Genomic DNA, 23,215 nt, shown 5'->3' on the forward strand with positions numbered 1-23,215 from the left:
AGGAGGGCAGCTTATGTCGGAAAAACCGGAATTCGGTCCCATCGTCTCGTCGGCCCATCTGGCCGACGGAGCACTGCCCGCACTCTCGGAACTGGAGTTCGGGATGACGCTGGCCGGCAACGCCTTCGAGCGTTGGATGGTAAGGTGCATGACGGCAGCTGGCGAGGCGGGGCTGACGCCCATCGACGTGCAGGTTCTGCACTCGTCCAATCATCGCGGGCGGCCCAAGCGGCTTTCCGACCTGTGCATCATGCTGGGCATAGAAGACACGCACATCGTCATCTACGCCATCAAGAAGCTGGAAAAGCGCGGGCTGGTGAAAAGCACGCGCGCGGGCAAGGAGAAGCTCGTGGGGGCGACGCCGAAGGGTGTCGAGACCTGCATACGCTATCGCGCGGTGCGCGAGGCGCTGCTGGTCGAGTCGGTCAAGGGCCTGGGGCTCGACCCAAAGGCGATCTCCACCGTGGCGGCCACGCTCAGGGCGCTTTCGGGCCATTACGACCAGGCGGCGCGCACCGCAGCCTCGCTGTGAGCGCGTAACTCCCGTGCACGGGTTTCTCGCCACAGCCGCACGTCATGGCAGGCTGGTGCTGGTGCTCGGGCTTGCGGCCGGCATCGCCCTGCCCGGACTGGCGCTGGCCATGCGGCCATGGATCGGCGAGATGGTGGCGGGTCTGCTTTTTCTCGCCGCGCTGCGGGTCGGGCCGAAGCAGGCCGTCGGGGCGCTGGGCGATCTGGGCGCGTCGGTCGGCCTGGCGATGCTGTTCCAGGTGGTGCTGCCGCTGGCCGCCATAGCGCTCTTTGCGGTGACCGGGATGACGGGGGCGGCAATCGCCACGTTCTTCGTGCTGATGCTGGCGGCCGCACCGGTGACCGGCAGCCCCAACCTCACCATCATGAGCGGTAACGATCCGGCACCAGCCCTGCGGCAGATCGTGGTGGGCACAGCGTTGCTGCCGCTGACGGTGGTTCCGGTCTTCTGGCTGACGCCGTCGTTCGGGCGCGCAGGCGACGTGCTTGCGGCCGCAGGCGGGCTGATGGCCCTCATCGCGCTGGCGACGGGGGCCGCGTTCCTGCTTCGGGCCACAGTGCTGAAAAACCCGAGCGAGCGCGCCGTTCGCTCGATAGACGGCGTTTCGGCGATCGCCATGGCCGTCGTGGTGATCGGGCTGATGTCGGCGGTGGGGCCGGCGATGCGCGAGACGCCGCTGATCTTCGCGGGCATGCTTCTTCTCGTATGCGCGGTGAACTTCACCATCCAGATCGTCGTTGCGACCCTCGCGCGCCGGGCCGGCCATGACGGCCGGGCCGCCGCACTGGGCATCGTGGCGGGGAACAGGAACGTCGCGCTGTTTCTGACGGTTCTGCCGGCGGAGACTGTCGATCCCATCCTGCTTCTCATCGGATGCTACCAGATACCGATGTACCTCACCCCGGCAGTGCTGGGGCGCTTCTATCGAAGGTGATTCCTCTTACAAAGAGTCACACAACGTTATGAAACGGTATGGCGCGGCGGGCATTTCTCTCTCGAACGCCTGATCGAACAGGTTGGGCGGTCGATGAAGAAGGAGATTGAAAATGAAAAAGCTGATCCTCGCTTCCGCGTCCGCTATTGCGCTGATGGGCCTTGCCGCCTGTAGCGATACGGATGGGACCACCACCCAGGCTGTTCCTGAGCAGGAAGCCCCGATGGCGGCTCCTGAGCCGGCGACCCCGGCACCTGAGCCGGCTCCGGTCGACTAACACAGGTTTGCTGCAGGGGCTGAGAGCGCTCCCGTAGCGATCACAGCCCAAGCGGAAAAAGGCCGGTCCCCATCCGGCCTTTTTCTTTTGGGCGGCGTAATCTTTGTGCGCGGACGCGATGGTGGTCGATGAACGCCACGCCATGCCGAAAACCGGTTTCCACTTTTCCGCCCGATGCTCTAATAAGCCCCAATGTCGATCTGGGCGCGCATCAGCGAATTTCTCACAACGGTACCGGCAAACGCCTTGTCGAACCTGATCGAGGCCGTGCGAACGGTCTTCGAAGGCAATCCCGAATTGCGCCGGCGCGTGGCGTTCTCGATCGCGCTGATCGCGCTATCGGCAAAGATGGCGCGAGCCGACGGCATCGTCACTCAGGCCGAGGTGCGAGCCTTTCAGCAGATATTCGTCGTGCCGCCCGACCAGACCAGGAATGTGGCGCTGCTGTTCGACCTCGCCAAGCAGGACGTCGCCGGTTTCGAGGCCTATGCGCATCAGATGGCTGGGCTTTGCGGTTCCGGCCAGCGCAACTGCGCGATGCTGGAAGATATTCTCGACGGATTGTTCCATATCGCCAAGGCCGACGGGCATATCCATGAGCGCGAAGTGGCGTTCCTGCGCCGCGTTGCCGAGATTTTCGAGATCGACGAGACCCATTTCGAGAGCATCCTGTCGCGGCACGCCATTCTGGGCGAGAACGATCCCTGGCGGGTGCTGGGGCTGGAGCGCGGCACGCCGTTCGACGCCGTGCGGAGCCACTATCGGCGGCTGGTTGCCGACAACCATCCCGACAGGCTGATCGCGCGCGGCGTGCCGGAGGAATTCCTCGCCATCGCCAACAGCAGGCTGGCCGCCATCAACGGCGCGTATGAAGCCATCGAACGGAGCATGCAGCGCACATGAGCGGCTTTGCGCCCGACCATGCCGGTGCCGATGTGCGGGTTTCGCCCAATTTCGGCCCGCGCCGGGAGGGCATGTCGCCCGACTGCCTGATCCTGCATTACACGGGAATGGAAACCGGCGAGGCCGCCGAAGCATGGCTCTGCGCGCCTGAGAGCGAGGTGTCGTCGCACTATCTGGTGCATGAGGACGGCCGCATCGTGCAGATGGTTCGAGAGGCCGACCGTGCCTGGCATGCCGGCCGAGGTTCGTGGAAGGGCGTTTCCGACGTCAACTCGTTTTCCATCGGCATCGAGATCGTCAATCCGGGGCCTCTGGCCGATTTTCCGCCCTTTCCGGATGGCCAGATCGAGACGGTTGCATTGCTGGCCCGCGACATTTGCGCCCGATGGAGCATCGTTCCGGAGCGCGTGCTGGCGCATTCGGATGTGGCGCCGGGACGCAAATCCGACCCCGGAGAAGCCTTTCCGTGGAGCCGGCTCGCCGAAATGGGGATCGGACATTACGTCGAACCGTCTGCGGTGCGCGGCGGCCGGTTCCTGGCCATGGGTGATCGAGGCGAGCCTGTCGAAGCCTTCCAATCGATGCTGTCGCTCTATGGATACGGTATAGAAATCAACGGCTTGTTCGATGAAGCTACGAGAGCGGCGGTGGAGGCCTTTCAGCGCCACTTCCGGCCGGCGCGCGTGGACGGCGTCGCGGACCAGTCGACCATCGAGACGCTGCATCGCCTGCTGAAGGCGCTGCCATCGATCCCCGCCTGACGCAGCGTAAATTAGCTGACACTGTAACAAAGTGTCATGCAAAGTGACCGCCGAGGTCATTTTTGCCGCCAACTCCACCTGCACATCCCGGCCTTCGCGTGGCCGGCGGCGCTCTCCATACGCCGGCCGCTTGGTGAAACAGCCGCGAGAGCCTTGCTGCGGCATATCTGAAGAACTGGAAAGCATGAACAAACTGATCATTGCGGCGGCGGCCCTTGCCGCCGGCCTGACGACTATTGCCGCTCACGCCGAGAACCGTGACACCCACGAGGCCCTCATGAAAGAGGCGCAGGCGCTCCGCAACGTCGACAAGACCACCACCGCCTCGATCCCGACCGATGAGGCCGCACAAGGCACCAAGGCACCGGCGGCCAAGAAGAAGGCGGCTGCGAGCACCAAGCCGACGGCCGCGGTGGCCGTTAAGGGCGGCGGCGATTATTCCTCGATCATCGCGAAGTATGCCGCGAAGAACGGAGTTCCGGTGGCGCTAGCCCATGCGGTGGTGCGCATCGAGAGCAACTTCCGTCCCAGCGCGCGCGGCCGTGCAGGTGAAGTCGGCCTGATGCAGATCAAGCCAGCGACGGCCCGCTCGATGGGCTATTCGGGCAGCGTGAAGGGGCTCTACGACCCTGAAACCAACATCCGCTACGGCATGCGTTATCTCGGCCAGGCGCATCAGCTCGGTGGCGGCGACACCTGCGGCACAATCCTGCGCTACAATGCCGGCCACGCGGCAAAGCGCATGAACAAGATCTCGGCGGCCTACTGTGCCAAGGTCAAGCAGCACCTCGCGGGTGCGTAATACGCCGGTTTCAGCTTGCGTTTTGCGCGGCGAAACCCTTTATACGCCCTGCCAGCCGGCCGGGCGGCCGCACCGGCGGGAACCGAAAGGTTGCAGGTGAGGAAAGTCCGGGCTCCAGGGAAACACGGTGCCGGCTAACGGCCGGCGGGGGCGACCCCAGGGAAAGTGCCACAGAAAGCAGACCGCCCCGTCTTCACGACAGGGCAAGGGTGAAAGGGTGGGGTAAGAGCCCACCGCGCGACTGGCAACAGGAGCGGCATGGTAAACCCCACCGGGAGCAAAACCGAATAGGGATGACGCGAGGGGCGACCCTCAGGGCGGTTTCCGGCCCAGTCATCCGGGTAGGTTGCATGAGGCGGGCGGCAACGTCCGCCCAAGACGAATGGCCGCCACGTTGCGCCGCCCGCAAGGACGGCGTGGCCATACAGAACCCGGCTTACAGGCCGGCTGGCACTTCATCAGGCTGAACGGTTCAGCGAGTCCTCGATTGCGGCCCACAACTCTTCCGTGGGCTCGCAGCCGACGGAAAGCCGCACGAACCCCGGATCAACGGCGTCGCCCCAGCGGGCACGCCGCTCGGCCGTGGTGTGCACGCCGCCGAAAGAGGTGGCGGGCTGTATCAGCGCGCAGCCGTCGATGAACCGCTCGGCCTGTTCCTGCGAGCCGAGCGTCAGCCCGATCAGAAATCCGAACCTCTCCATCTGCACCCGCGCCAGATTGTGCGACGGGTCATCCGCAAGGCCCGGAAAGCGCACGGCCCTGACCGCCTTGTGCGCCACCAGCCGCGGCGCGATGGCCTCGGCAGTGTCGCACATGCGCTCGAAGCGGACGTGCAGCGTCTCGAGCCCCCGATGGACCAGCCACGCCTCGAACGGGCCGGGGATGCCGCCGGCCAGCTTGCGCCAGTCGGATACGGCGGCCATCACCTCGGCGTCGCGGCTGGCGACGTGGCCGAAAAGCACGTCGGAATGTCCGTTCGGGGCCTTGGTGTCGGCAGCAACGACGATGTCGGCACCGAGATCAAGCGGGCGCTGGCCGTAAGGCGTCATGGTGGTGTTGTCGGCCACGACGAGGGCGCCTGCGGCGTGTGCTGCGCTTGCGACCGCAGAGATGTCGCAGATGTCGAGGCTGGGATTTGCCGGCGTCTCGACGAAGACGAGCCGATAGCCATCGAAGCCGCCATCCAGGAAAGTCGAGGTCGGCCTCGTGTCATAGGTGACGCCGAGGCGTGTGAGGAATCGTTCCGTCAGGACGCGCGTCGTATAGTAGCCGTCGGAGGGAAGCAGGATGCGGTCGCCGGCCTTCAGCAGCGCGAAAAACACCGCCGCGCTGGCCGCCATGCCTGACGGGAAGCCCAGCGCCGGCGCACCTTCCAGATGCGACAACAGCTTCTCCAGGGCGTCCCAGGTGGGGTTCGAGAACCGGCCATACTGCGCGTAGCCGGCGGGGTCGCCGGGCAGGTGAAACATGCTCGCCATGGTGAGCGGTAGTGCAACCGGATCGCCCTTCGCGAGTTCGGCGCGGCGGAGATGGGCGACTTGCGCTGCGCGCGCGGACGGGCTGTCGGTCATGGATGCGTTCCCGGGATGTCTGGAAGGCCCGAACGCTAGTCTCACGACAGGCTTCGCGCAAGCCGTGCGGCCCTATGGATGCGGGTTCCTAACCGTTCGTTAAGCCTAACAGAGCATAAATTTAGAATCGTGCCTGCGCGCCCGTTCTGATGACCCTTTAGGCGGTTTGTGCAGGCTGTTCCCGTTGACGCCCATATAGGCCCATGTTATCCCTTGAACACAATCACGACTTCGGTTCAGTTCCGGGTGAAGCGTCCCCAAAACCGAGCGCCAGAGCGGCGCATCGGAGCGGGTTCGTTTGGTCTGCGTGCTGCGGCGGGACGGGGTCAGGGAAAGCATTTCAACGCATGCGCGAAAGCGGGCAGGCGGTCGCCAAGGGATCGACAGCATCGGGTCATGGACCGTTTTTTATCCAGTGCCGTAAACAGGATCGACGCCAAGGGGCGGGTATCGGTGCCCGCGCATTTCCGCTCGGTCGTGCAGCGCCGGGGCTATCAGGAACTGTATGCGCTGAAGGCGCTGGACCGGCCGGCTCTGGATGTGGGCGGACTGGACCTTCTCGATCGCTACGAGACGCGCATCGCCATGGAAGACCCCTTCCTGCAGACGGCGGACGACATGTCCTACTTCGTGCATGGCGACAGCGACTTCCTGAAGCTCGACCAGGACGGGCGCATAACGGTGACGGAGTTTATCCGCGGCCATACGGGCATCACGACGGACGTGGCTTTCGTGGGGCGCGGGACGTTCTTTCAGATGTGGGAGCCGTCGCAGCTTGCCGCCTACGGGGCGCAGGTGCGCGAGCGGCTGATGAAATTGCGCCAGGCGGGTATGACGGGCGCACCGGGCGGGGGCTCGGAATGATGGCGGGCCACGGCGAGGGGATCGCCGATGGCGGACCGGCCCGCCACATTCCGGTAATGCTTGCTGAAGTGCTTGCGGCGCTTCGTCCGCAGGCCGGCGAAACCGTCATCGACGGCACGTTCGGTGCAGGCGGCTACACGCGCGCCATTCTGGAAACTGGAGCCAACGTCGTCGCCATCGACCGCGACCCCGACGCGATTGCCGCCGGCCGGGCGATGGTGGAAGAGTTCGGCGGTCGGCTGAAGCTGGTGCACGAGCGGTTCTCGCATCTGGACGAGGTGGCTGAAGCCTCCGTCGACGGCGTGGTGCTCGACATCGGCGTTTCCTCGATGCAGCTGGATGAGGCGGAGCGCGGGTTCTCGTTTCGCGGCGACGGGCCGCTCGACATGCGCATGGCGCAGGAAGGCGTCAGCGCGGCCGACGTGGTCAACCGGTTCAAGGCCGCCGACCTCACACGCATCATCGGATTGCTGGGTGAGGAACGGCATGCGGGCCGCGTCGCCCGCATGATCGAGAAGCGCCGCGCGGTGCGCCCGTTCGAGCGCACGCGGCAGCTCGCCGATGCGATCGAAGGCGTGCTGGGCAACAACCCGAAGGAAAAGATACACCCGGCGACGCGCACGTTTCAGGGCCTGCGCATCTTCGTCAACGACGAACTGGGTGAACTCGCCCGCGCGCTGTTTGCGGCCGAGCGGGCGCTGAAGCCGGGCGGGCGGCTGGTGGTGGTCACCTTCCACTCGCTGGAAGACCGGATCGTCAAGAAATTCATCGCCGACCGCGCGGGCCAGGCTTCCGGCTCGCGCCACATGCCCGCCGTCGCCGAAAAGGCGCCGACCTTCGACAAGGTGGGCAAGGTGGTCGCCGCCACGGAAGCCGAAGCGCGCGACAACCCGCGTGCGCGCTCGGCCAAGCTGCGCGCCGCGGTGCGCACCGACGCGCCGGCGCGGGCCGAAGATTTTTCGCTGTTCGGATTGCCGGTGCTGCCGTCTCTCGGCCCGGTCACAGAAAGGTAGCCGCAATGTTCAGGACGACCGACATAGTGCTGATCGCGGTCATGGTTTCGGCGGCAGCGTTTACCTACACGACCAAGCACGGCGCGGAGGCAGAGCTTTCCAAACTGCGCAGGCTGGAAGCGGCGATACGTTTCGAGGAAGAGACCATCGACGTGCTGAAGGCCGACTGGAGCCTCCTGACGCAGCCGGCGCGGCTGCAGCGACTGGCGGAGGCCTACCAAAGCGAACTGCAACTGGTGCCTGTCGAGGCGTACCAGATCGGCAGGATCGACGAGTTGCCGGTCAGGCCTTTGCCGATCGAGCAGTTTGCAGACGAACCGCTGGGCGGCATGGCCGAGACCAGCATTGAACAAATCATCACGGGCGGGGTGGTGCAATGATCGGTCGCTGGCGCAGGCGGAAGGAAACTTCGGCGGAAACTTCCGAGCGCATCGTGGTGGAGGGCATCGCCAAGTCCACCGGCGGGCGTGCGCGCACGCGCATCATAATGACGATGGCGGTGTTCTTCGCCGTCTACGGCGTCATCGCCGGAAGGCTCGCCTATCTCGGCTTTCAGGAGCTGGAGCAGGGCGGACCCGCCCCGTCGCGCGTGACCGCCTCGCGACCCGACATCGTCGACCGTAATGGCGAGGTTCTGGCGACCGACATCAACACCGCGTCTCTCTTTGCCGAGCCGCGCCGGATCGTGGATGCGGACGAAGCGCTGGAGAAGCTGCTGACCGTGCTGCCCGACCTCAACATCGAGCAGACCTACAACCGGCTGGAAAGCGACGCCGGCTTCATCTGGCTGCGCCGCCAGCTATCGCCGCGCCAGCAGCAGGCCATCATGCAACTGGGCATTCCGGGCATCGGCTTCCGCACGGAGAAGCGCCGCTTCTACCCCGGCGGGCCGACGGCCGCCCATATCGTCGGCCTCGTCAACGTCGACAACAAGGGCATCGCCGGCATGGAGAAATATGTCGACGACCAGGGGCTTGCAGATTTGCAGGCCTCGGGGCTGGCGGTTGCCCGCGATCTCGAGCCGGTGCGCCTTTCCATGGACCTTCGCGTCCAGCACATTGTGCGCGACGAGCTTGAGCGCGCGATGGAGCGTTATCATGCGATCGCGGCAGGAGCCGTCGTGCTGAATGCCCGCACCGGCGAAATCCTCGCCATGGCGTCGCTGCCGGACTTCGACCCGAACAACCCGTTCAATGCGCATGAGAAGGATCGCCTCAACCGCATGTCGGCGGGCGTCTACGAGATGGGCTCGACCTTCAAGGGCTTCACGCTGGCGATGGCGCTGGAGAAGGGCACGGCCAACCTCAACAGCCGTTTCGATGCCACGCGGCCGATCCAGATCGCGCGACACACGATCCGCGACTTCCACGGCAAGGGCCGCGTGCTGACCGTGCCGGAAGTGTTCATCTATTCCTCCAACATCGGCACGGCGCGCATGGCCGAGACGGTCAGCGCTGAAGAGCATCGTGCCTTCTTCCGCCAGATCGGCCTGCTGGACCGCATGACCACCGAACTGCCGGAAGTGGCGCGACCGACCGAACCGTCGGAATGGAAGCGCATCCACCAGATCACCATTTCGTTCGGCCACGGTGTCGCGACCACGCCGTTGCAGACCGCAATGGCGGGCGCGGCGATGCTGAACGGCGGCAAGCTGATCCAGCCGACTTTCCTGCCACGCAACGAGGCGCAGGCACAGGCTTCGGCGCTGCAGGTCATCAAACCGCAGACGAGCGAGATGATGCGCTACCTGTTCCGGCTCAACGTGGAGAAGGGATCGGGCCGCCGCGCGGAGGTGCCGGGCTACTTCGTGGGCGGCAAGACCGGCACGGCCGAGAAGGTCGTGAACGGCCGCTACGTCAGCGGCAAGCGCTTCAATGCGTTCCTTGCCGGGTTCCCGGTCAACGACCCCGAATACATCGTGCTGGCGGTTCTGGACGAGCCCCAGCCCGAAAAGCCAGGCATGGGCGCAACGGCGGGTATCAACACCACGCAGATGGTCAACAGCATCATTCGCCGGTCTGCCGCGCTTCTTGGCGTAAAGCCCGATTTCGGCCATGAAAGTGATGCCCTGCTGGTTTCCACAAGGTGATTCTGCCGGGGGGCATCCACATATTCGGACCAATGGATTTCGATGAAGCTCAGCCAGTTTTCCGGTGTTCTTCCCAACCTCGGCCCCTTGGGGGAAATCGAGGTGACCGGGGTTTCTTCGGATTCGCGCCGGGTGGAACCCGGCTACCTGTTCGCCGCCCTGCGCGGGACCAAGACTGACGGCTCGGTATTCGCCGCCGATGCGGCGCAGAAGGGCGCGGTAGCCATCCTCGCGGCACCCGGAGCGTTGAGCGAAGTTCCCGGCGTGCCGGTGATCGTGGTGGACGACCCGCGCCGCGCGCTGGCGCTTGCGGCGGCCACCTTCTACGGCCACCAGCCCGAAACAATGGTCGCCGTGACGGGCACCAGCGGCAAGACATCGGTCGCTTCCTTCACGCGCCAGATATGGGAGCAGGCGGGCTTTGCCGCAGCCTCTATCGGCACGACAGGCGTGATCGCACCCGGCCGCGAGGAATATGGATCGCTCACGACGCCGGACCCGGTGGCGCTTCACGCGCTGCTGGCCGAACTGGCCGATGCCGGCGTGACCCATGCATCGATGGAAGCGTCGAGCCACGGGCTCGACCAGCGCCGCCTCGACGGCGTGCGGCTCGCGGCCGGCGGCTTCACCAACCTGGGTCGCGACCACATGGACTACCACGCGACGGTGGAGGAGTACCACGCCGCCAAGATGCGCCTGTTTGCGGAGCTTTTGCCACAGGGTGCGCCGGCCGTGATCTTCTCCGACGATCCGTGGTCGGCGGCCACCATCGACGCGGCGAAGGCTGCCCGGATGGACGTGCTGACGGTCGGACGCAAGGGCTCCTTCCTGCAACTGAAGCGGGTCGAGCACGAGCGCTTCCGCCAGCGCGCCGAAATCGAGGCCGACGGGACGCTTCATGAGATCGACCTGCCGCTTGCCGGCGACTTCCAGATCGCCAATGCGCTGGTGGCGGCAGGGCTGGCAATCGCGACCGGGCTCGAAGGCGGCAAGGCGTTGCGCGCGCTGGAAAAGCTTAAAGGTGCGTCCGGCCGGCTCGAACTCGTCGGCACGACGCCCGACGGCGCGCCGGTTTATGTCGACTACGCGCACAAGCCCGACGCGCTGGAAAACGTGCTGAAGGCGGTGCGTCCCTTCACCACCGGCCGCGTGGTCGTCGTGTTCGGATGCGGTGGCGACCGCGACCGGGGCAAGCGCCCGATCATGGGAGAGATCGCTACGCGGCTGGCGGACGTGTCCATCGTCACCGACGACAACCCGCGCTCCGAGGAGCCGGGGAGCATCCGCGCCGCCATCATGGAAGCCGCCCCCGGCGCCATCGAGATCGGCGACCGGCGTAGCGCGATCCGCGAGGCGGTGGCCATGCTGCACGCGGGCGACACGCTGATCGTTGCGGGCAAGGGGCACGAGGAAGGCCAGACGGTCGGCGACGTGACGCTGCCGTTCTCGGACCATGAGGAAGTGCGCGCCGCGCTTCGGGAGCAGGCGGCATGAGCATTCTGTGGCGCAGCCAGGCGCTTGCAGGCGCGATGAACGGCCGGCCGGTCGGCACGCTGCCGCAGGGCGTGACGGGCATTTCCATAGACACCCGCACGCTGAAGCCCGGCGAGGCGTTCTTTGCCATCAAGGGCGAGCAGTTCGACGGGCACGACTTCGCCACCGCCGCCATCAAGGCCGGCGCGGGGCTTCTGGTGGTCGCCGAGGGCAAATTGCCGGCGATGGGGCGCATCGCCGCGCCGCTGATCGTCGTGCCGGACGTGCTTCAGGCGCTGGAGGCTACCGGCATCGCCGCGCGTGCGCGCGCCAAGGGCAAGATCATCGCCGTGACTGGCTCCGTCGGCAAGACGACCACCAAGGAAGCGCTGCGTTGCGCGCTGGGAGCGGTCGGCACCGTGCACGCCTCGGACCAGTCGTTCAACAACCATTGGGGCGTGCCGCTGACGCTGGCGCGCATGCCTGAGGATTGCGACTACGCGGTCTTCGAGATCGGCATGAACCATCCCGGCGAAATCCGCCAGCTGGTGAAGTTCGTGCGCCCGCACATCGCGCTCATCACCGCCATAGCGCCGGCGCATCTGGGCTTCTTCAAAAGCATGGAAGAGATTGCCCGTGCAAAGGCGGAAATCTTCGAGGGCATCGAGCGGGGCGGGCATGCGCTGCTGAACCGCGACGACCGCCAGTGGAAGCTCTTGGAAAAGGCAGCGCGCGACGCAGGCGTGGAGCATGTGTGGAGCTTCGGCGAGCATGCGCGCGCGACATTCCGGCTCGCCAGTTGCGAGCTTGGCGGCGAGAGCTCCCGCATCACCGTGAAGATGGCCGGGCAGGAGATCGCCGCGACCGTGGGCGCGCCGGGCCGGCATATGGTGCAGAACGCGCTGGCGGTGCTGGGCGCGGCCTATCTGGCCGGCGCCGACGCGTCTAAAGCGGCAGCCGCACTCTCGGGTTTCCAGGCCGAGAAGGGGCGAGGGCGGCGTTATGTGCTGAGCCACCCCGCAGGCGGCCAGATCGTCCTGATCGACGAAAGCTACAACGCCAATCCGGCATCGATGAAGGCGGCCCTGCAATTGCTGCGCTCGGCCGATCTGCCGGAAGGCGGCAGGCGCATCGCCGTGCTGGGCGACATGCTGGAACTGGGCGTTCATTCGCAGAAGCTGCACGAGGCGCTGGCAAAGCCAGTCGTCGATGCGAAGGCCGATGTGGTGCTGCTGGGCGGCGCGGAGATGCAGGCGCTGGCTGCGGCGATGCCGCAGGGGCCCGCGACGCAGCACCGTACCAGCGCCGAAGAACTCAAACCGCTGCTGCTGGAGACGGTGCGGCCGGGCGATGTCGTGATGATCAAATCCTCCAAGAGCATCGGCTTTTCGAAGCTGGTCGAGGCACTCGTCGCGAAATATCCCGCTGCCGCCGCTTCGGTACGCGCAAACGAACACGTCTGACGTCGGGGGACGCCGCCAATGCTCTTGCTGCTTGCTGGACTCGCCGACCAGATTTCGGCCTTCAACGTTTTCCGCTACATCACCTTCCGCACCGGCGGCGCGCTCATCACCTCGGCGCTGATCGTCTTCATGTTCGGACCGATGATCATCAATTCTCTGCGCATCCGGCAAGGGCGTGGCCAGCCGATCCGCGCCGACGGGCCGCAGACGCATTTCAAGAAGGCCGGTACGCCTACCATGGGCGGGCTGATGATGCTGTCGGGCATCATAGGATCGGTGCTGCTCTGGGGTAATCTCGCCAGCCCGCTGGTCTGGGTCGTGATGATGGTGACGCTCGGGTTCGGTGCGATCGGTTTCTACGATGACTATCTGAAGGTCACCAAGCAGTCACATCTGGGCTTTTCCGGCAAGGCGCGGCTGGCGGCCGAGTTCGTCATCGCAGGCATCGCGGCCTACGTCATCATGCGGAGCGGAGCCGCGCCGTTCTCGTCGTCGCTGACATTTCCGTTCGTCAAGGATTTCGTGCTGAACCTCGGCATCTTCTTCGTGCCGTTCGCGGCCTTCGTGATGGTGGGCGCGGGCAATGCCGTGAATATCACCGACGGGCTGGACGGGCTGGCCATCGTGCCGGTGATGGTGGCTGCGGCTTCGTTCGGCGTGATCGCCTACCTGGCCGGTAACGCCGTCTTCGCCGACTACCTGCAAATCCACTTCACGCCGGGCACGGGCGAACTTTCGGTGGTGCTGGGGGCGGTCATCGGGGCCGGGCTGGGCTTCCTCTGGTTCAACGCGCCGCCGGCCGCGATCTTCATGGGCGACACGGGCTCGCTGGCGCTCGGCGGCCTGATTGGCGCAGTCGCGGTTGCCGCAAAGCACGAGATCGTGCTGGCGATCATCGGCGGGCTTTTCGTGGTCGAGATCATGTCGGTCATCATCCAGGTCGCGTGGTTCAAGTTGACGGGCAGGCGCGTCTTCCTGATGGCCCCGATCCATCACCATTTTGAAAAGCTCGGCTGGACCGAAAGCCAGGTCGTCATCCGCTTCTGGATCATCGCGGTGATCCTCGCGCTGATCGGCCTTTCGACGCTCAAGCTGAGATAGCGCCATGACGCCGGCAACCACCCTCAACGGACGCAAGGTCGCACTCTTCGGGCTCGGCGGGTCCGGCATTGCGACTGCGCGCGCGCTCGCGGAAGGCGGCGCGGTGGTGACGGCGTGGGACGACAACCCCGAAAGCGTCGCAAAGGCGGAGTCGGCAGGCATCGCGGTTGCTGATCTGCGCGGCGTGGACTGGGCCGGCTTCGCGTCCTTCGTGCTGTCGCCGGGCGTGCCGCTGACGCATCCCAAGCCGCACTGGACGGTGGACTTCGCACGCGGCGCGGGCGTGGAGATCATCGGCGACATCGAGCTGTTCTCACGCGAGCGCGCGGCGCGTGCGCCGGATGCACCGTTCATCGCAGTGACCGGCACCAACGGCAAGTCGACGACGACCGCGCTGATCTCGCACATTCTGGCGGCATCGGGCCGCGATACGCAGATGGGCGGAAACATAGGCCGTGCGGTGATGACGCTCGATCCGCCGGCACCGGACCGCTTTCACGTGGTCGAGTGCTCGTCCTACCAGATCGAGCTTGCGCCCTCGCTGAACCCGAGCGCGGGCATCCTCCTGAACCTGACGCCCGATCATCTCGACCGGCACGGCACCATGCAGCGCTATGCCGAGATCAAGGAACGGCTGGTAGCCGGCAGCGACACGGCGATCATCGGCGTCGACGATGCTTTCTGCGTGCAGATCGCCGACAAGCTTGAGCGTGTCGGCAAGGAGGTGGTGCGCATCTCCAAGCGCCTGCCGCTGACAGACGGCTATTTCGCCGACAGCACCGACCTGATGGAGGCGGTGCAGGGGCAGTATGAGCGCATCGGCTTTCTGGAAGGCATCGGCTCGCTGCGCGGCTCGCACAATGCGCAGAACGCGCTTGCAGCCGTTGCCGCCTGCCTGAAAGTGGGGCTGGACCTCGGCGAGATACAGTCGGGTCTGGAAAGCTTTCCGGGTCTGGCGCACCGCATGGAGCAGGTTGGCAGGCGCGGTCGCGTGCTGTTCGTCAACGATTCCAAGGCGACCAATGCCGACGCCGCCGCACCGGCCCTGTCGAGCTTCCCGCGCATCTACTGGATAGCCGGAGGGCTGGCCAAGGAAGGCGGCATCGACGCGTTGCGCTCGTTTTTCCCGCGTGTCGCCAAGGCCTATCTCATCGGCGAGGCAGCACCCGCATTCTCGGCGACGCTGGGTGGCGCGGCCGACTATGAGATTTCCGGCACGCTGGAGGCCGCGCTCGGCCATGCCGCTGCCGACGCGGCGCGCGACGAGACAGGCGAGGTGGTGGTGCTGCTGTCGCCGGCATGCGCCAGCTTCGACCAGTTCAGGAATTTTGAAATCAGGGGTGACGCCTTTCGCGAGGCGGTGCTGGCGCTCGAGGGGATCGAGCCTTTCGGAGGGAAACGCTGATGGTCAGTCGTATCGACAGAGGCCCGGTCGCCAACTGGTGGTGGACAGTCGACCGCTGGTTCTTCGCGGCATTCCTCACCCTCATGGGGTTGGGGATCGTGCTGTCCTTCGCCGCCAGCCCGGCGGTCGCGGAGCGCATCGGGCTCGACAGCTATCATTTCGTCACGCGGCAGATGATGTTCATGCTGCCCGCCGTGATCGTGATGATCGGTGTCTCCTTCCTCGATGGACGGCATGTCAGACGGCTGGCGCTGGTGATGCTGGCCGGCTCGCTGGTGCTGATGGTGGCAGCGCTTTATTTCGGCGTCGAGATCAAGGGCTCGCGCCGATGGATTCACGTAGCCGGCATCTCGGTGCAGCCGTCCGAATACATGAAGCCCGCCTTCGTCGTCATCTGCGCATGGCTTTTTTCCGAGCATGCGAGGCGGCCGGACGTGCCGGGAAACCTGTTCGCCATCATCCTGCTGGGCCTCGTGCTGGCGCTTCTGGTGGCGCAGCCCGACCTTGGCCAGACGGTGCTGGTGCTGGCGACCTGGGGCGTCATGTTCTTCATGGCCGGCATGCCCTGGTTCTGGATACTGGTGCTGGGCGGCGCGGCGGCGGGCGTGGGCCTTCTGGCATATACGACCTTCCCGCACGTGGCAGGCCGCATCGATCGCTTCCTGACCGGTGAGGGCGATACGTTCCAGGTGGACATGGGCCGCGAGGCGCTGGTGCGTGGCGGGTGGCTCGGCCAGGGGCCGGGCGAAGGCTCGGTGAAGCGTATCCTGCCGGACAGCCACACCGACTTCGTGTTCGCGGTCGCCGGGGAGGAGTTCGGCATCGTCGTCTGCCTGCTGATCGCCGGCCTGTTCGCCTTCGTTGTGCTGCGCGGTCTGTCGCGAGCCATGCGCGAGAGCGACGACTTCTCGCGCTACGCGGTGGCGGGGCTGGTGGTGCTGTTCGGCCTTCAGTCGATCATCAACATGGGCGTGAACCTGCAACTTCTGCCGGCAAAGGGCATGACGCTGCCGTTCATCTCCTATGGCGGCTCGTCGCTCATCGCCATGGCGATCTCGATGGGAATGGTGCTGGCGCTGACGCGCAAGGATCCGCAGAAGCGGGGGCGGATAGGTTCTTCGCCCTTCATCCGCTCGGTCCAGCCGGCGGAATAGCATGGCGAAAGGCGTTATCCTTCTTGCCGCCGGGGGGACCGGCGGACACCTGTTTCCCGCCGAGGCACTGTCGCACGAACTGACGGCGCGCGACTGGGAAGTGCATCTGGCAACCGACAGCCGGGCGGGGCGCTATGCGGGGTCGTTCCCTGCATCCGCGATCCATGCGATTCCGTCGTCGACCATCGGCTCCCGCAATCCGCTCGCGCTCGCCCGCGCGTTCTGGACCATTTGGCGGGGCGCGCGGGAGGCGGGCCGGGTGATGGAGAAGATCGGGCCGAAGGCCGTGATAGGCTTCGGCGGTTATCCCACGCTGCCGCCGCTTTGGGCGGCGACACGGCGCGGCCTGCCTACCATCGTTCACGAGCAGAACGCGGTGATGGGACGCGCCAACCGGGCACTGGCCGGGCGCGTGACGGCGATTGCCGGCGGGTTCCTCGCCGCGACCGGCGCGCATGGCGCAAAGATCGTCGAGACCGGAAACCCCGTGCGGCCCGCAGTGGTCGAGGCAGCCAGGACGACCTATCGCGCGCCGGAGGGAGTGGGTCCGTTCCGCCTTCTGGTGTTCGGCGGCAGCCAGGGCGCGCAGTTCTTCTCCGATGCGATTCCTGGCGCGATCGAGCTTCTTACACCCGCGCAGCGCGCGCGGATCGAGGTGACCCAGCAGGCAAGGCCGGAAGACGAGGCAAAGGTGAAGGCGCGTTACGAGGCGCTGGGCGTGAGGGCTGATGTTTCTCCGTTCTTCACCGATATGGCGCGGCGCATTGCCGATGCTCATCTGGTGATTTCACGTTCCGGCGCATCGACCGTCTCCGAGATCGCGGCGATAGGCAGGCCGGCGCTGCTGGTTCCCTATCCGCATGCGCTCGACCACGACCAGGCGGCTAATGCGGCGACGCTGGCGGCTACCGGCGGGGTGCAGGTGCATCCTCAATCCACGCTTTCGCCAGAGCGGATCGCAGAGCTTGTCGGCGGGCTGGTGGAACAGCCGGGGCAGCTTACAACCATGGCCGCTGCGGCGAAGGCGGCAGGGCGTACGGACGCGACGAGGTTGCTCGCGGACCTCGCAGAGGCTATTGCCTCGGGCGAATCCGTCGAAGCGTTCAAAAGGAGAGTGCAGGCATGAAGATGCCGCAGACAATCGGCGTCGTGCATTTCATCGGCATCGGCGGCATCGGCATGAGCGGCATCGCCGAGGTGCTGCACAATCTGGGCTATGCGGTGCAGGGCTCCGACCAGGCCGACAGCGCCAATGTGCAGCGCCTGCGCGACAAGGGAATCACCTGCTTTGTCGGCCATGCCGCCGAAAACCTCGGCAATGCCGAGGTGGTCGTCGTATCGACGGCGGTGAAGAAGAACAATCCGGAGTTGATCGCTGCGCGCGAGAAACTGCTGCCTATCGTTCGCCGCGCCGAGATGCTGGCCGAACTTATGCGCTTCCGCAACGCGATCGCCATCGGCGGCACGCACGGCAAGACAACGACGACCTCCATGGTCGCCACGCTGCTCGAAGCAGGCGGGCTCGACCCGACGGTGGTGAATGGCGGCATCATCAACGCCTACGGCACCAATGCGCGCATGGGCGAGGGCGAGTGGATGGTGGTGGAGGCCGACGAGAGCGACGGCACCTTCCTCAAGTTGCCAGCCGACATTGCCGTGGTGACGAACATCGACCCCGAACACCTCGACCATTACGGTTCGTTCGACAAGGTGCGCGAGGCATTCGCCAATTTCGTTGAGAACGTGCCGTTCTACGGCTTTGGCGTGATGTGCATCGACCATGCCGAGGTGCAGGCGCTGGTGTCTCGCATCGAGGACCGCCGCGTCGTCACCTATGGCGAGAACAAGCAGGCCGACGTGCGCTTTTCCAATGTGCGCATGGATGGCGCGACGTCGGTGTTCGACGTGACGATTCGCAACCGCAAGACGGGCATGGTGGAGGACATCGAGGGCCTGCGCCTGCCGATGCCCGGCCGCCACAACGTCTCCAACGCGACCGCGGCGATTGCGGTGGCGCACGAACTAGGCATGTCCGGGGAAGACATCAGGCGCGGGCTCTCGTCGTTCGGCGGCGTGAAGCGGCGCTTCACGCATACCGGCTCGTGGAACGGCGTCGAGATATTCGACGATTACGGCCATCACCCGGTCGAGATAAAGGCGGTGCTGAGGGCGGCACGCGAGGCGTGCAAGGGCCGCGTGATCGCGATTGCACAGCCGCACCGTTTCACGCGCCTGCGCGACCTGTTCGATGATTTCGCAGCCTGCTTCAACGACGCCGACACGGTGATGATCGCGCCGGTCTATGCCGCCGGCGAAGACGCGATCGAGGGCGTGAACGCCGAGACGCTGGTCGCGCGTATCCGCGCTGGCGGGCATCGCGACGCGCGCAACATCGAAGGGGCGGCTGCGATTGCGCCAATTGTAAGCGAACTGGCGAAGGACGGCGATTTCGTCGTGTTCCTGGGTGCGGGCAACATCACCCAATGGGCCTACGCGCTGCCGAAGGAACTGGAGGCGGAATGACGGATGGCGGGGCGTTGCTGCGAAGGCTTGGGGATGCTGCGGCGAACGTGCGCGGCAGGCTGACGCCCGACGCGCCGATGGACGCGATCACGTGGTTTCGCGCGGGCGGGCCGGCGGAGTTGCTTTTCCAGCCCGCAGACGAAGAGGATTTGTCCTCGTTTCTCAAGGCTTTGCCGGACGATGTTCCGATAACCGTGGTCGGTGTCGGCTCCAACCTGCTGGTGCGCGAGGCCGGCATTCGCGGCGTGGTCATCCGGCTGTCGGCCAAGGGATTCGGTCAGGCCGAAGCCACGGGCGACAACACGATTCGCGCCGGGGCGGCGGTACCCGACAAGAAGGTCGCGGCCGTGGCGCTAGAGGTCGGCATCGGTGGGTTCCACTTTTACCATGGCATCCCCGGTGCGATCGGCGGCGCGCTACGCATGAATGCGGGCGCCAACGGCGTCGAGACGCGGGAGCGTGTGGTGAGCGTGCGAGCCATCGACCGCCAGGGCGAGGTTCGCGAGTTCTCCAACGCGCAGATGGGCTACGCCTACCGCCATTCCTCCGCGCCGAAGGATCTGATTTTCGTCAGCGCCGAGTTCGAGGGCTATGCGGAGGACCGCGACGCGATCCGGACCGCGATGGACGCCGTGCAGACGCATCGCGAGACAGTCCAGCCGATCCGTGAGAAGACCGGCGGCTCGACCTTCAAAAATCCCGAGGGCACGTCGGCCTGGAAGGAAATCGACAAGGCAGGGTGCCGCGGTCTGATGATCGGCGGGGCGCAGATATCGCCCATGCACTGCAACTTCATGATCAATACCGGCTCGGCGACGGGATACGATCTAGAGTATCTCGGCGAGACGGTGCGTGCACGCGTTCTGGAGCATTCGGGTATCAGGCTCGAATGGGAGATCAAGCGCATCGGCGACTTCAAGCCAGGCCACGAGGTGCAGGAATTTCTGGGCCAGCTGCTCTGACCCAAGTCCAGCATTTCCGGCCCTCGCACCGGCTTTGTTGCAAAAAGTGAATCCCATCGAATCTCAAGGCCTTGTCACGGAATCGTTAGTCTGATTCCTTGGGGTCAGAATCGTTTCCTTGTTTTGAGTCGAGTGTGCGGACGCCGGCGAGTCGCTCGCCGGAAGACTCTGACTCAAACCTGACGAAACACGTCTAAGGCCCGAGCATGAGGGGATTTCCGGGCATGGAGAAAAAGAAGCACGTTGCCGTTCTTCTGGGCGGGTTTTCGTCCGAGCGGCCGGTCTCTCTTTCGTCCGGAAACGCCTGTGCAGACGCTCTCGAAAAGGAAGGCTACCGCGTCACCCGCGTCGATGTGGGGCGCGACGTTTCGAGTGTGCTTGCGGAGCTGAAGCCGGACGTCGCTTTCAACGCGCTGCACGGGCCTTACGGCGAGGACGGCACGATCCAGGGCGTCCTCGAATACCTCCAGATCCCCTACACCCATTCGGGTGTGCTGGCCTCGGCGCTGGCGATGGACAAGGAGCAGGCCAAGCGGGTGGCGAAGTCGGTGGGGATTCCCGTCGCCGAATCACGCGTGATGAATCGTTTCGATATCGGTAACGCTCACCCGATGAAGCCGCCCTACGTCGTCAAACCGGTGAACGAGGGGTCGAGTTTCGGGGTCGTGATCGTCAAGGAAGACCAGTCGCATCCGCCCCAGATCATCACCTCGTCGGAGTGGCGATATGGCGATACGGTGATGGTGGAACGCTTCATTCACGGGCGCGAGCTGACCTGCGCGGTTATGGGCGATGTGGCGCTGGGCGTGACCGAGATCATCCCCGTCGGCCACTCGTTCTACGATTACGATGCGAAATATGTCGCGGGCGGCTCAAAACACGAATGCCCCGCAAAAGTTTCACCCTTTATTTACCAAAAAGTACAGACACTGGCGCTCAAGGCACACCAAGCAATTGGATGTCGTGGCGTCTCCCGGTCGGACTTCCGCTACGACGATCGCTATTCCGAGAATGGCGAGTTGGTCTGGCTGGAGGTGAACACCCAGCCGGGCATGACGCCAACGTCGCTGGTGCCTGAGATCGCCGCGGAAGCGGGGCATGGTTTTGGTGAGCTTCTGAGTTGGATGGTGGAGGACGCTTCTTGTTCGCGTTGACCTCAGGACGAGGTGGTGGGGCTGGCGCCGATGCGCGCGGGCGCTGGGCCTTGGCGTCCGGCGGTTTTGTCCTTCCGCGCTGGCTGCGAAAGCCGGTGCGCGCCTTCTCGCGTTTCGCGTCGGGAGAGATCGAGGCTCCGCCCTATGCGATGGCGATGCTGAGCGCCGCGCTCGTCGGCGGCTTCTCGCTCTACGGAGCGGTTCTCGGCGGACACATGCCAACTGTGGTGCAGGGCGTGACCGCGAGAACCGGTTTTGCGATCAACGAGATTCGCGTCAGCGGCAATCAGGAGACTTCCGAGATCGACGTGTTCGACCGGGTCGGCCTCGACGGCTGGACCTCGCTGGTCGGCTTCGATGTCGAGGAAGCGCGCAGCCGCATCGCCAGCCTTCCATGGGTCGAGGGCGTTTCGGTGCGCAAGATCTATCCGTCCACGCTGGAGGTGAAGATCGCCGAGCGCACGCCCTACGCCATCTGGCAGCAGGGCACGCGGCTTTCGCTGATCGAGCAGGACGGCAGGCTGATCGCGCCGCTGGCAAGCGCGCGGCATCATTCGCTTCCGCTGGTCGTCGGCATGGGCGCCGAGGACGTCGCTTCCGGTTTCATCGCCAAGGTTGCGGCTTATCCGGAGCTGGCCAGCCGCGTGCGCGGCTATGTGCGCGTTTCCGAGCGTCGCTGGGACCTGCGGCTGGAGAACGGCGTGACGGTGAAGCTGCCGGAGCGCGGTGAGGACAAGGCGCTGCAGGAACTGGTCGCGCTGGATGCGCAGCAGGGGCTCCTGTCGCGCGATATCGAAACTGTCGACATGCGCTTTGCCGACCGGCTCGTCGTCAAGCTGTCGCCCGATGCGGCGGTGGCACGCGAGGCCGCGCTGAAGGAGCGTCTGGGCAAGAACTACAAGCCGGCGGAGCGTAACATATGAGCTGGCTTGGCGGACAGAAGGACACGGCGGCCGGGCGTTCCGGCATCGTCACCGTGCTGGACGTGGGTTCCACCAAGGTTTGCTGCGTCATCGGCCAGCTGAAGCCCTGCGAGGAGAGCGAGCGGCTGCCGGGCCGTACGCACAAGATCAAGGTGATCGGCATCGGCCACCAGAAATCGCAGGGCGTGAAGTCCGGCGTCATCGTGGAGCTGGATCGTGCCGAGCAGGCGGTGCGGCTGGCGGTGGATGCCGCGGAGCGCATGGCAGGCCTGACCGTCGAATCGCTTTTCGTGAACGTTTCGGCCGGACGGATGAAGAGCTCGATCTTCTCGTCGTCGGTGAACCTGGGCGGCCACGAGGCGGGCGAGGGCGACATCAAGCGCGTCCTGGCGGCCGGCGCCAAGCAGGCGCTGCGCGCCGAGCGCGAAGTGGTGCATTCGCTGCCGGTGGGCTTTTCGCTGGATGCCGAGCGCGGCGTGCGCGACCCGCGCGGCATGATCGGCGACGTGCTGGGCGTGGACATGCACGTGCTGACGGCCGATGCCGCGCCGCTGCGCAATCTGGAGCTTTGCGTCAACCGCTCGCACCTTTCGGTCGAGCGCATGGTCGCGACGCCTTATGCGAGCGGCCTGTCCGCGCTGGTGGACGACGAGGCGGAAATGGGCGCTGCCTGCATCGACATGGGTGGCGGCACGACCACCATCTCCATCTTCGCGGAAGGCAAGTTCGTCTATGCCGAGGTGCTGCCAATAGGCGGCGGGCACGTGACGATGGACCTTGCCAAGGGTCTTTCGACCGGGCGCGAACATGCCGAGCGGCTGAAGGTCATGCACGGCTCCGCGCTGCCGGCGATCGACGACGACCGCGACATGGTGACCATCCAGCCGATCGGCCCGGATGATGGCGAGATGCCGCAGCATGCGCCGCGCTCGGTGATGAACAAGATCATCCGCGCGCGCATCGAGGAGACGCTGGAGATCGTGCGCGACCGACTCAACAAGTCGGGCTTCGCAGGCGTGATCGGCAAGCGTGTGGTGCTGACGGGCGGCGCCAGCCAGCTTGCCGGACTGCCGGAAGCGGCACGACGCATTCTCGCACGCAACGTGCGGCTGGGCAGGCCGCTCGGCGTGACAGGGTTGCCGGAAGCGGCGAAGGGACCAGCCTTCGCCACAACGGTTGGCCTGCTGATCTATCCGCAGGTTGCAGGCGTGGAGAGCAGGTACGGAAAAGGCGGTGCCTTGCGTTTCAAGGGCACGGGGACGGGCGGCAGGCTTCAGCGTGTCGGCCAGTGGTTCAAGGACAGTTTCTAAA

The 23,215-nt window shown here is 65.5% G+C and carries 22 protein-coding genes and 1 other RNA gene; 22 read left to right on the forward strand and 1 reads right to left on the reverse strand.

All coding sequences use genetic code 11. The annotated features are described in order from the left end of the window. The first annotated feature begins 13 nt into the window (after window positions 1–13). The 7 genes from FY036_RS11175 (at window position 14) to rnpB (ending at window position 4,664) form a co-directional block, all read left to right on the forward strand. On the forward strand, window positions 14–532 hold the full coding sequence (locus tag FY036_RS11175; protein WP_148914809.1) for a winged helix DNA-binding protein: 519 nt from the start codon (window positions 14–16) through the stop codon (window positions 530–532). Window positions 533–545: 13 nt separating this feature from the next. Beyond that, on the forward strand, window positions 546–1,466 hold the full coding sequence (locus FY036_RS11180) for a hypothetical protein (RefSeq protein WP_148914810.1): 921 nt from the start codon (window positions 546–548) through the stop codon (window positions 1,464–1,466). 112 nt (window positions 1,467–1,578) lie between these two features. Beyond that, window positions 1,579–1,743: a hypothetical protein gene (locus FY036_RS23915; protein WP_201744744.1), complete on the forward strand. Its 165-nt coding sequence runs from the start codon at window positions 1,579–1,581 to the stop codon at window positions 1,741–1,743. Between the two features lie 192 nt (window positions 1,744–1,935). Further along, window positions 1,936–2,646, forward strand: a complete 711-nt coding sequence (locus FY036_RS11185) for a J domain-containing protein (RefSeq protein ID WP_148914811.1) — start codon at window positions 1,936–1,938, stop codon at window positions 2,644–2,646. Then, the gene (locus FY036_RS11190) at window positions 2,643–3,407 is read left to right on the forward strand and encodes an N-acetylmuramoyl-L-alanine amidase (protein ID WP_148914812.1); all 765 of its coding nucleotides are present in this window, start codon (window positions 2,643–2,645) and stop codon (window positions 3,405–3,407) included. The genes FY036_RS11185 and FY036_RS11190 overlap by 4 nt, the downstream gene beginning before the upstream one ends. A 184-nt stretch (window positions 3,408–3,591) precedes the next feature. After that, window positions 3,592–4,209: a lytic transglycosylase domain-containing protein gene (locus tag FY036_RS11195; RefSeq protein WP_148914813.1), complete on the forward strand. Its 618-nt coding sequence runs from the start codon at window positions 3,592–3,594 to the stop codon at window positions 4,207–4,209. Window positions 4,210–4,260: 51 nt separating this feature from the next. Continuing rightward, window positions 4,261–4,664: RNase P RNA component class A (gene rnpB / locus FY036_RS11200), an RNA gene on the forward strand. 3 nt (window positions 4,665–4,667) lie between these two features. Here the strand turns inward: rnpB and FY036_RS11205 are convergent. Then, window positions 4,668–5,780, reverse strand: a complete 1,113-nt coding sequence (locus tag FY036_RS11205; protein ID WP_148914814.1) for a cystathionine gamma-lyase — start codon at window positions 5,778–5,780, stop codon at window positions 4,668–4,670. Between the two features lie 396 nt (window positions 5,781–6,176). Here FY036_RS11205 and mraZ point away from each other — a divergent pair, with 396 nt between their 5' ends. From mraZ to ftsA, 15 genes are all read left to right on the forward strand, one after another. Continuing rightward, on the forward strand, window positions 6,177–6,644 hold the full coding sequence (gene mraZ / locus FY036_RS11210; RefSeq protein ID WP_148914815.1) for a division/cell wall cluster transcriptional repressor MraZ: 468 nt from the start codon (window positions 6,177–6,179) through the stop codon (window positions 6,642–6,644). Then, the gene (gene rsmH, locus FY036_RS11215; protein WP_148914816.1) at window positions 6,641–7,657 is read left to right on the forward strand and encodes a 16S rRNA (cytosine(1402)-N(4))-methyltransferase RsmH; all 1,017 of its coding nucleotides are present in this window, start codon (window positions 6,641–6,643) and stop codon (window positions 7,655–7,657) included. The genes mraZ and rsmH overlap by 4 nt, the downstream gene beginning before the upstream one ends. 5 nt (window positions 7,658–7,662) lie before the next feature. After that, window positions 7,663–8,037, forward strand: a complete 375-nt coding sequence (gene ftsL, locus FY036_RS11220) for a cell division protein FtsL (protein WP_148914817.1) — start codon at window positions 7,663–7,665, stop codon at window positions 8,035–8,037. Continuing rightward, window positions 8,034–9,746, forward strand: a complete 1,713-nt coding sequence (locus FY036_RS11225; RefSeq protein ID WP_148914818.1) for a peptidoglycan D,D-transpeptidase FtsI family protein — start codon at window positions 8,034–8,036, stop codon at window positions 9,744–9,746. Before ftsL ends, FY036_RS11225 begins: the two co-directional genes overlap by 4 nt. A gap of 42 nt (window positions 9,747–9,788) precedes the next feature. After that, window positions 9,789–11,240 carry a UDP-N-acetylmuramoyl-L-alanyl-D-glutamate--2,6-diaminopimelate ligase gene (locus tag FY036_RS11230; protein WP_148914819.1) on the forward strand — a complete coding sequence of 484 codons (1,452 nt, stop codon included), beginning with the start codon at window positions 9,789–9,791 and terminating at the stop codon, window positions 11,238–11,240. Further along, complete coding sequence (locus FY036_RS11235; protein WP_148914820.1) at window positions 11,237–12,682, forward strand: UDP-N-acetylmuramoylalanyl-D-glutamyl-2,6-diaminopimelate--D-alanyl-D-alanine ligase; 1,446 nt, start codon at window positions 11,237–11,239, stop codon at window positions 12,680–12,682. Before FY036_RS11230 ends, FY036_RS11235 begins: the two co-directional genes overlap by 4 nt. Before the next feature lie 18 nt (window positions 12,683–12,700). After that, the gene (mraY, locus tag FY036_RS11240) at window positions 12,701–13,783 is read left to right on the forward strand and encodes a phospho-N-acetylmuramoyl-pentapeptide-transferase (protein ID WP_148914821.1); all 1,083 of its coding nucleotides are present in this window, start codon (window positions 12,701–12,703) and stop codon (window positions 13,781–13,783) included. 4 nt (window positions 13,784–13,787) lie between these two features. Beyond that, window positions 13,788–15,188 (forward strand): UDP-N-acetylmuramoyl-L-alanine--D-glutamate ligase, encoded by a 1,401-nt coding sequence (gene murD, locus FY036_RS11245; RefSeq protein WP_148914822.1) that lies wholly within the window; start codon window positions 13,788–13,790, stop codon window positions 15,186–15,188. Then, window positions 15,188–16,342, forward strand: coding sequence for a putative lipid II flippase FtsW (gene ftsW / locus FY036_RS11250; RefSeq protein WP_148914823.1), 1,155 nt, complete (start codon window positions 15,188–15,190; stop codon window positions 16,340–16,342). Before murD ends, ftsW begins: the two co-directional genes overlap by 1 nt. Window position 16,343: 1 nt before the next feature. Next, entirely contained in the window at window positions 16,344–17,468 is a 1,125-nt protein-coding gene (gene murG, locus FY036_RS11255; RefSeq protein WP_148914824.1) for an undecaprenyldiphospho-muramoylpentapeptide beta-N-acetylglucosaminyltransferase, read from the forward strand. Further along, the gene (gene murC / locus FY036_RS11260; RefSeq protein ID WP_148914825.1) at window positions 17,465–18,865 is read left to right on the forward strand and encodes a UDP-N-acetylmuramate--L-alanine ligase; all 1,401 of its coding nucleotides are present in this window, start codon (window positions 17,465–17,467) and stop codon (window positions 18,863–18,865) included. Before murG ends, murC begins: the two co-directional genes overlap by 4 nt. Further along, entirely contained in the window at window positions 18,862–19,827 is a 966-nt protein-coding gene (gene murB / locus FY036_RS11265; RefSeq protein ID WP_148914826.1) for a UDP-N-acetylmuramate dehydrogenase, read from the forward strand. The genes murC and murB overlap by 4 nt, the downstream gene beginning before the upstream one ends. A gap of 224 nt (window positions 19,828–20,051) precedes the next feature. Continuing rightward, a complete protein-coding gene (locus tag FY036_RS11270) occupies window positions 20,052–20,981 on the forward strand; it encodes a D-alanine--D-alanine ligase (RefSeq protein WP_148914827.1) in 930 nt (309 codons plus the stop codon). Beyond that, complete coding sequence (locus tag FY036_RS11275) at window positions 20,969–21,904, forward strand: cell division protein FtsQ/DivIB (protein ID WP_148914828.1); 936 nt, start codon at window positions 20,969–20,971, stop codon at window positions 21,902–21,904. Before FY036_RS11270 ends, FY036_RS11275 begins: the two co-directional genes overlap by 13 nt. Then, window positions 21,901–23,214, forward strand: a complete 1,314-nt coding sequence (gene ftsA, locus FY036_RS11280; protein ID WP_148914829.1) for a cell division protein FtsA — start codon at window positions 21,901–21,903, stop codon at window positions 23,212–23,214. The genes FY036_RS11275 and ftsA overlap by 4 nt, the downstream gene beginning before the upstream one ends. The last annotated feature ends 1 nt before the right edge of the window (window position 23,215 follow it).

This window comes from Neoaquamicrobium microcysteis, from assembly GCF_008180155.1.
GTDB lineage: Bacteria > Pseudomonadota > Alphaproteobacteria > Rhizobiales > Rhizobiaceae > Aerobium > Aerobium microcysteis.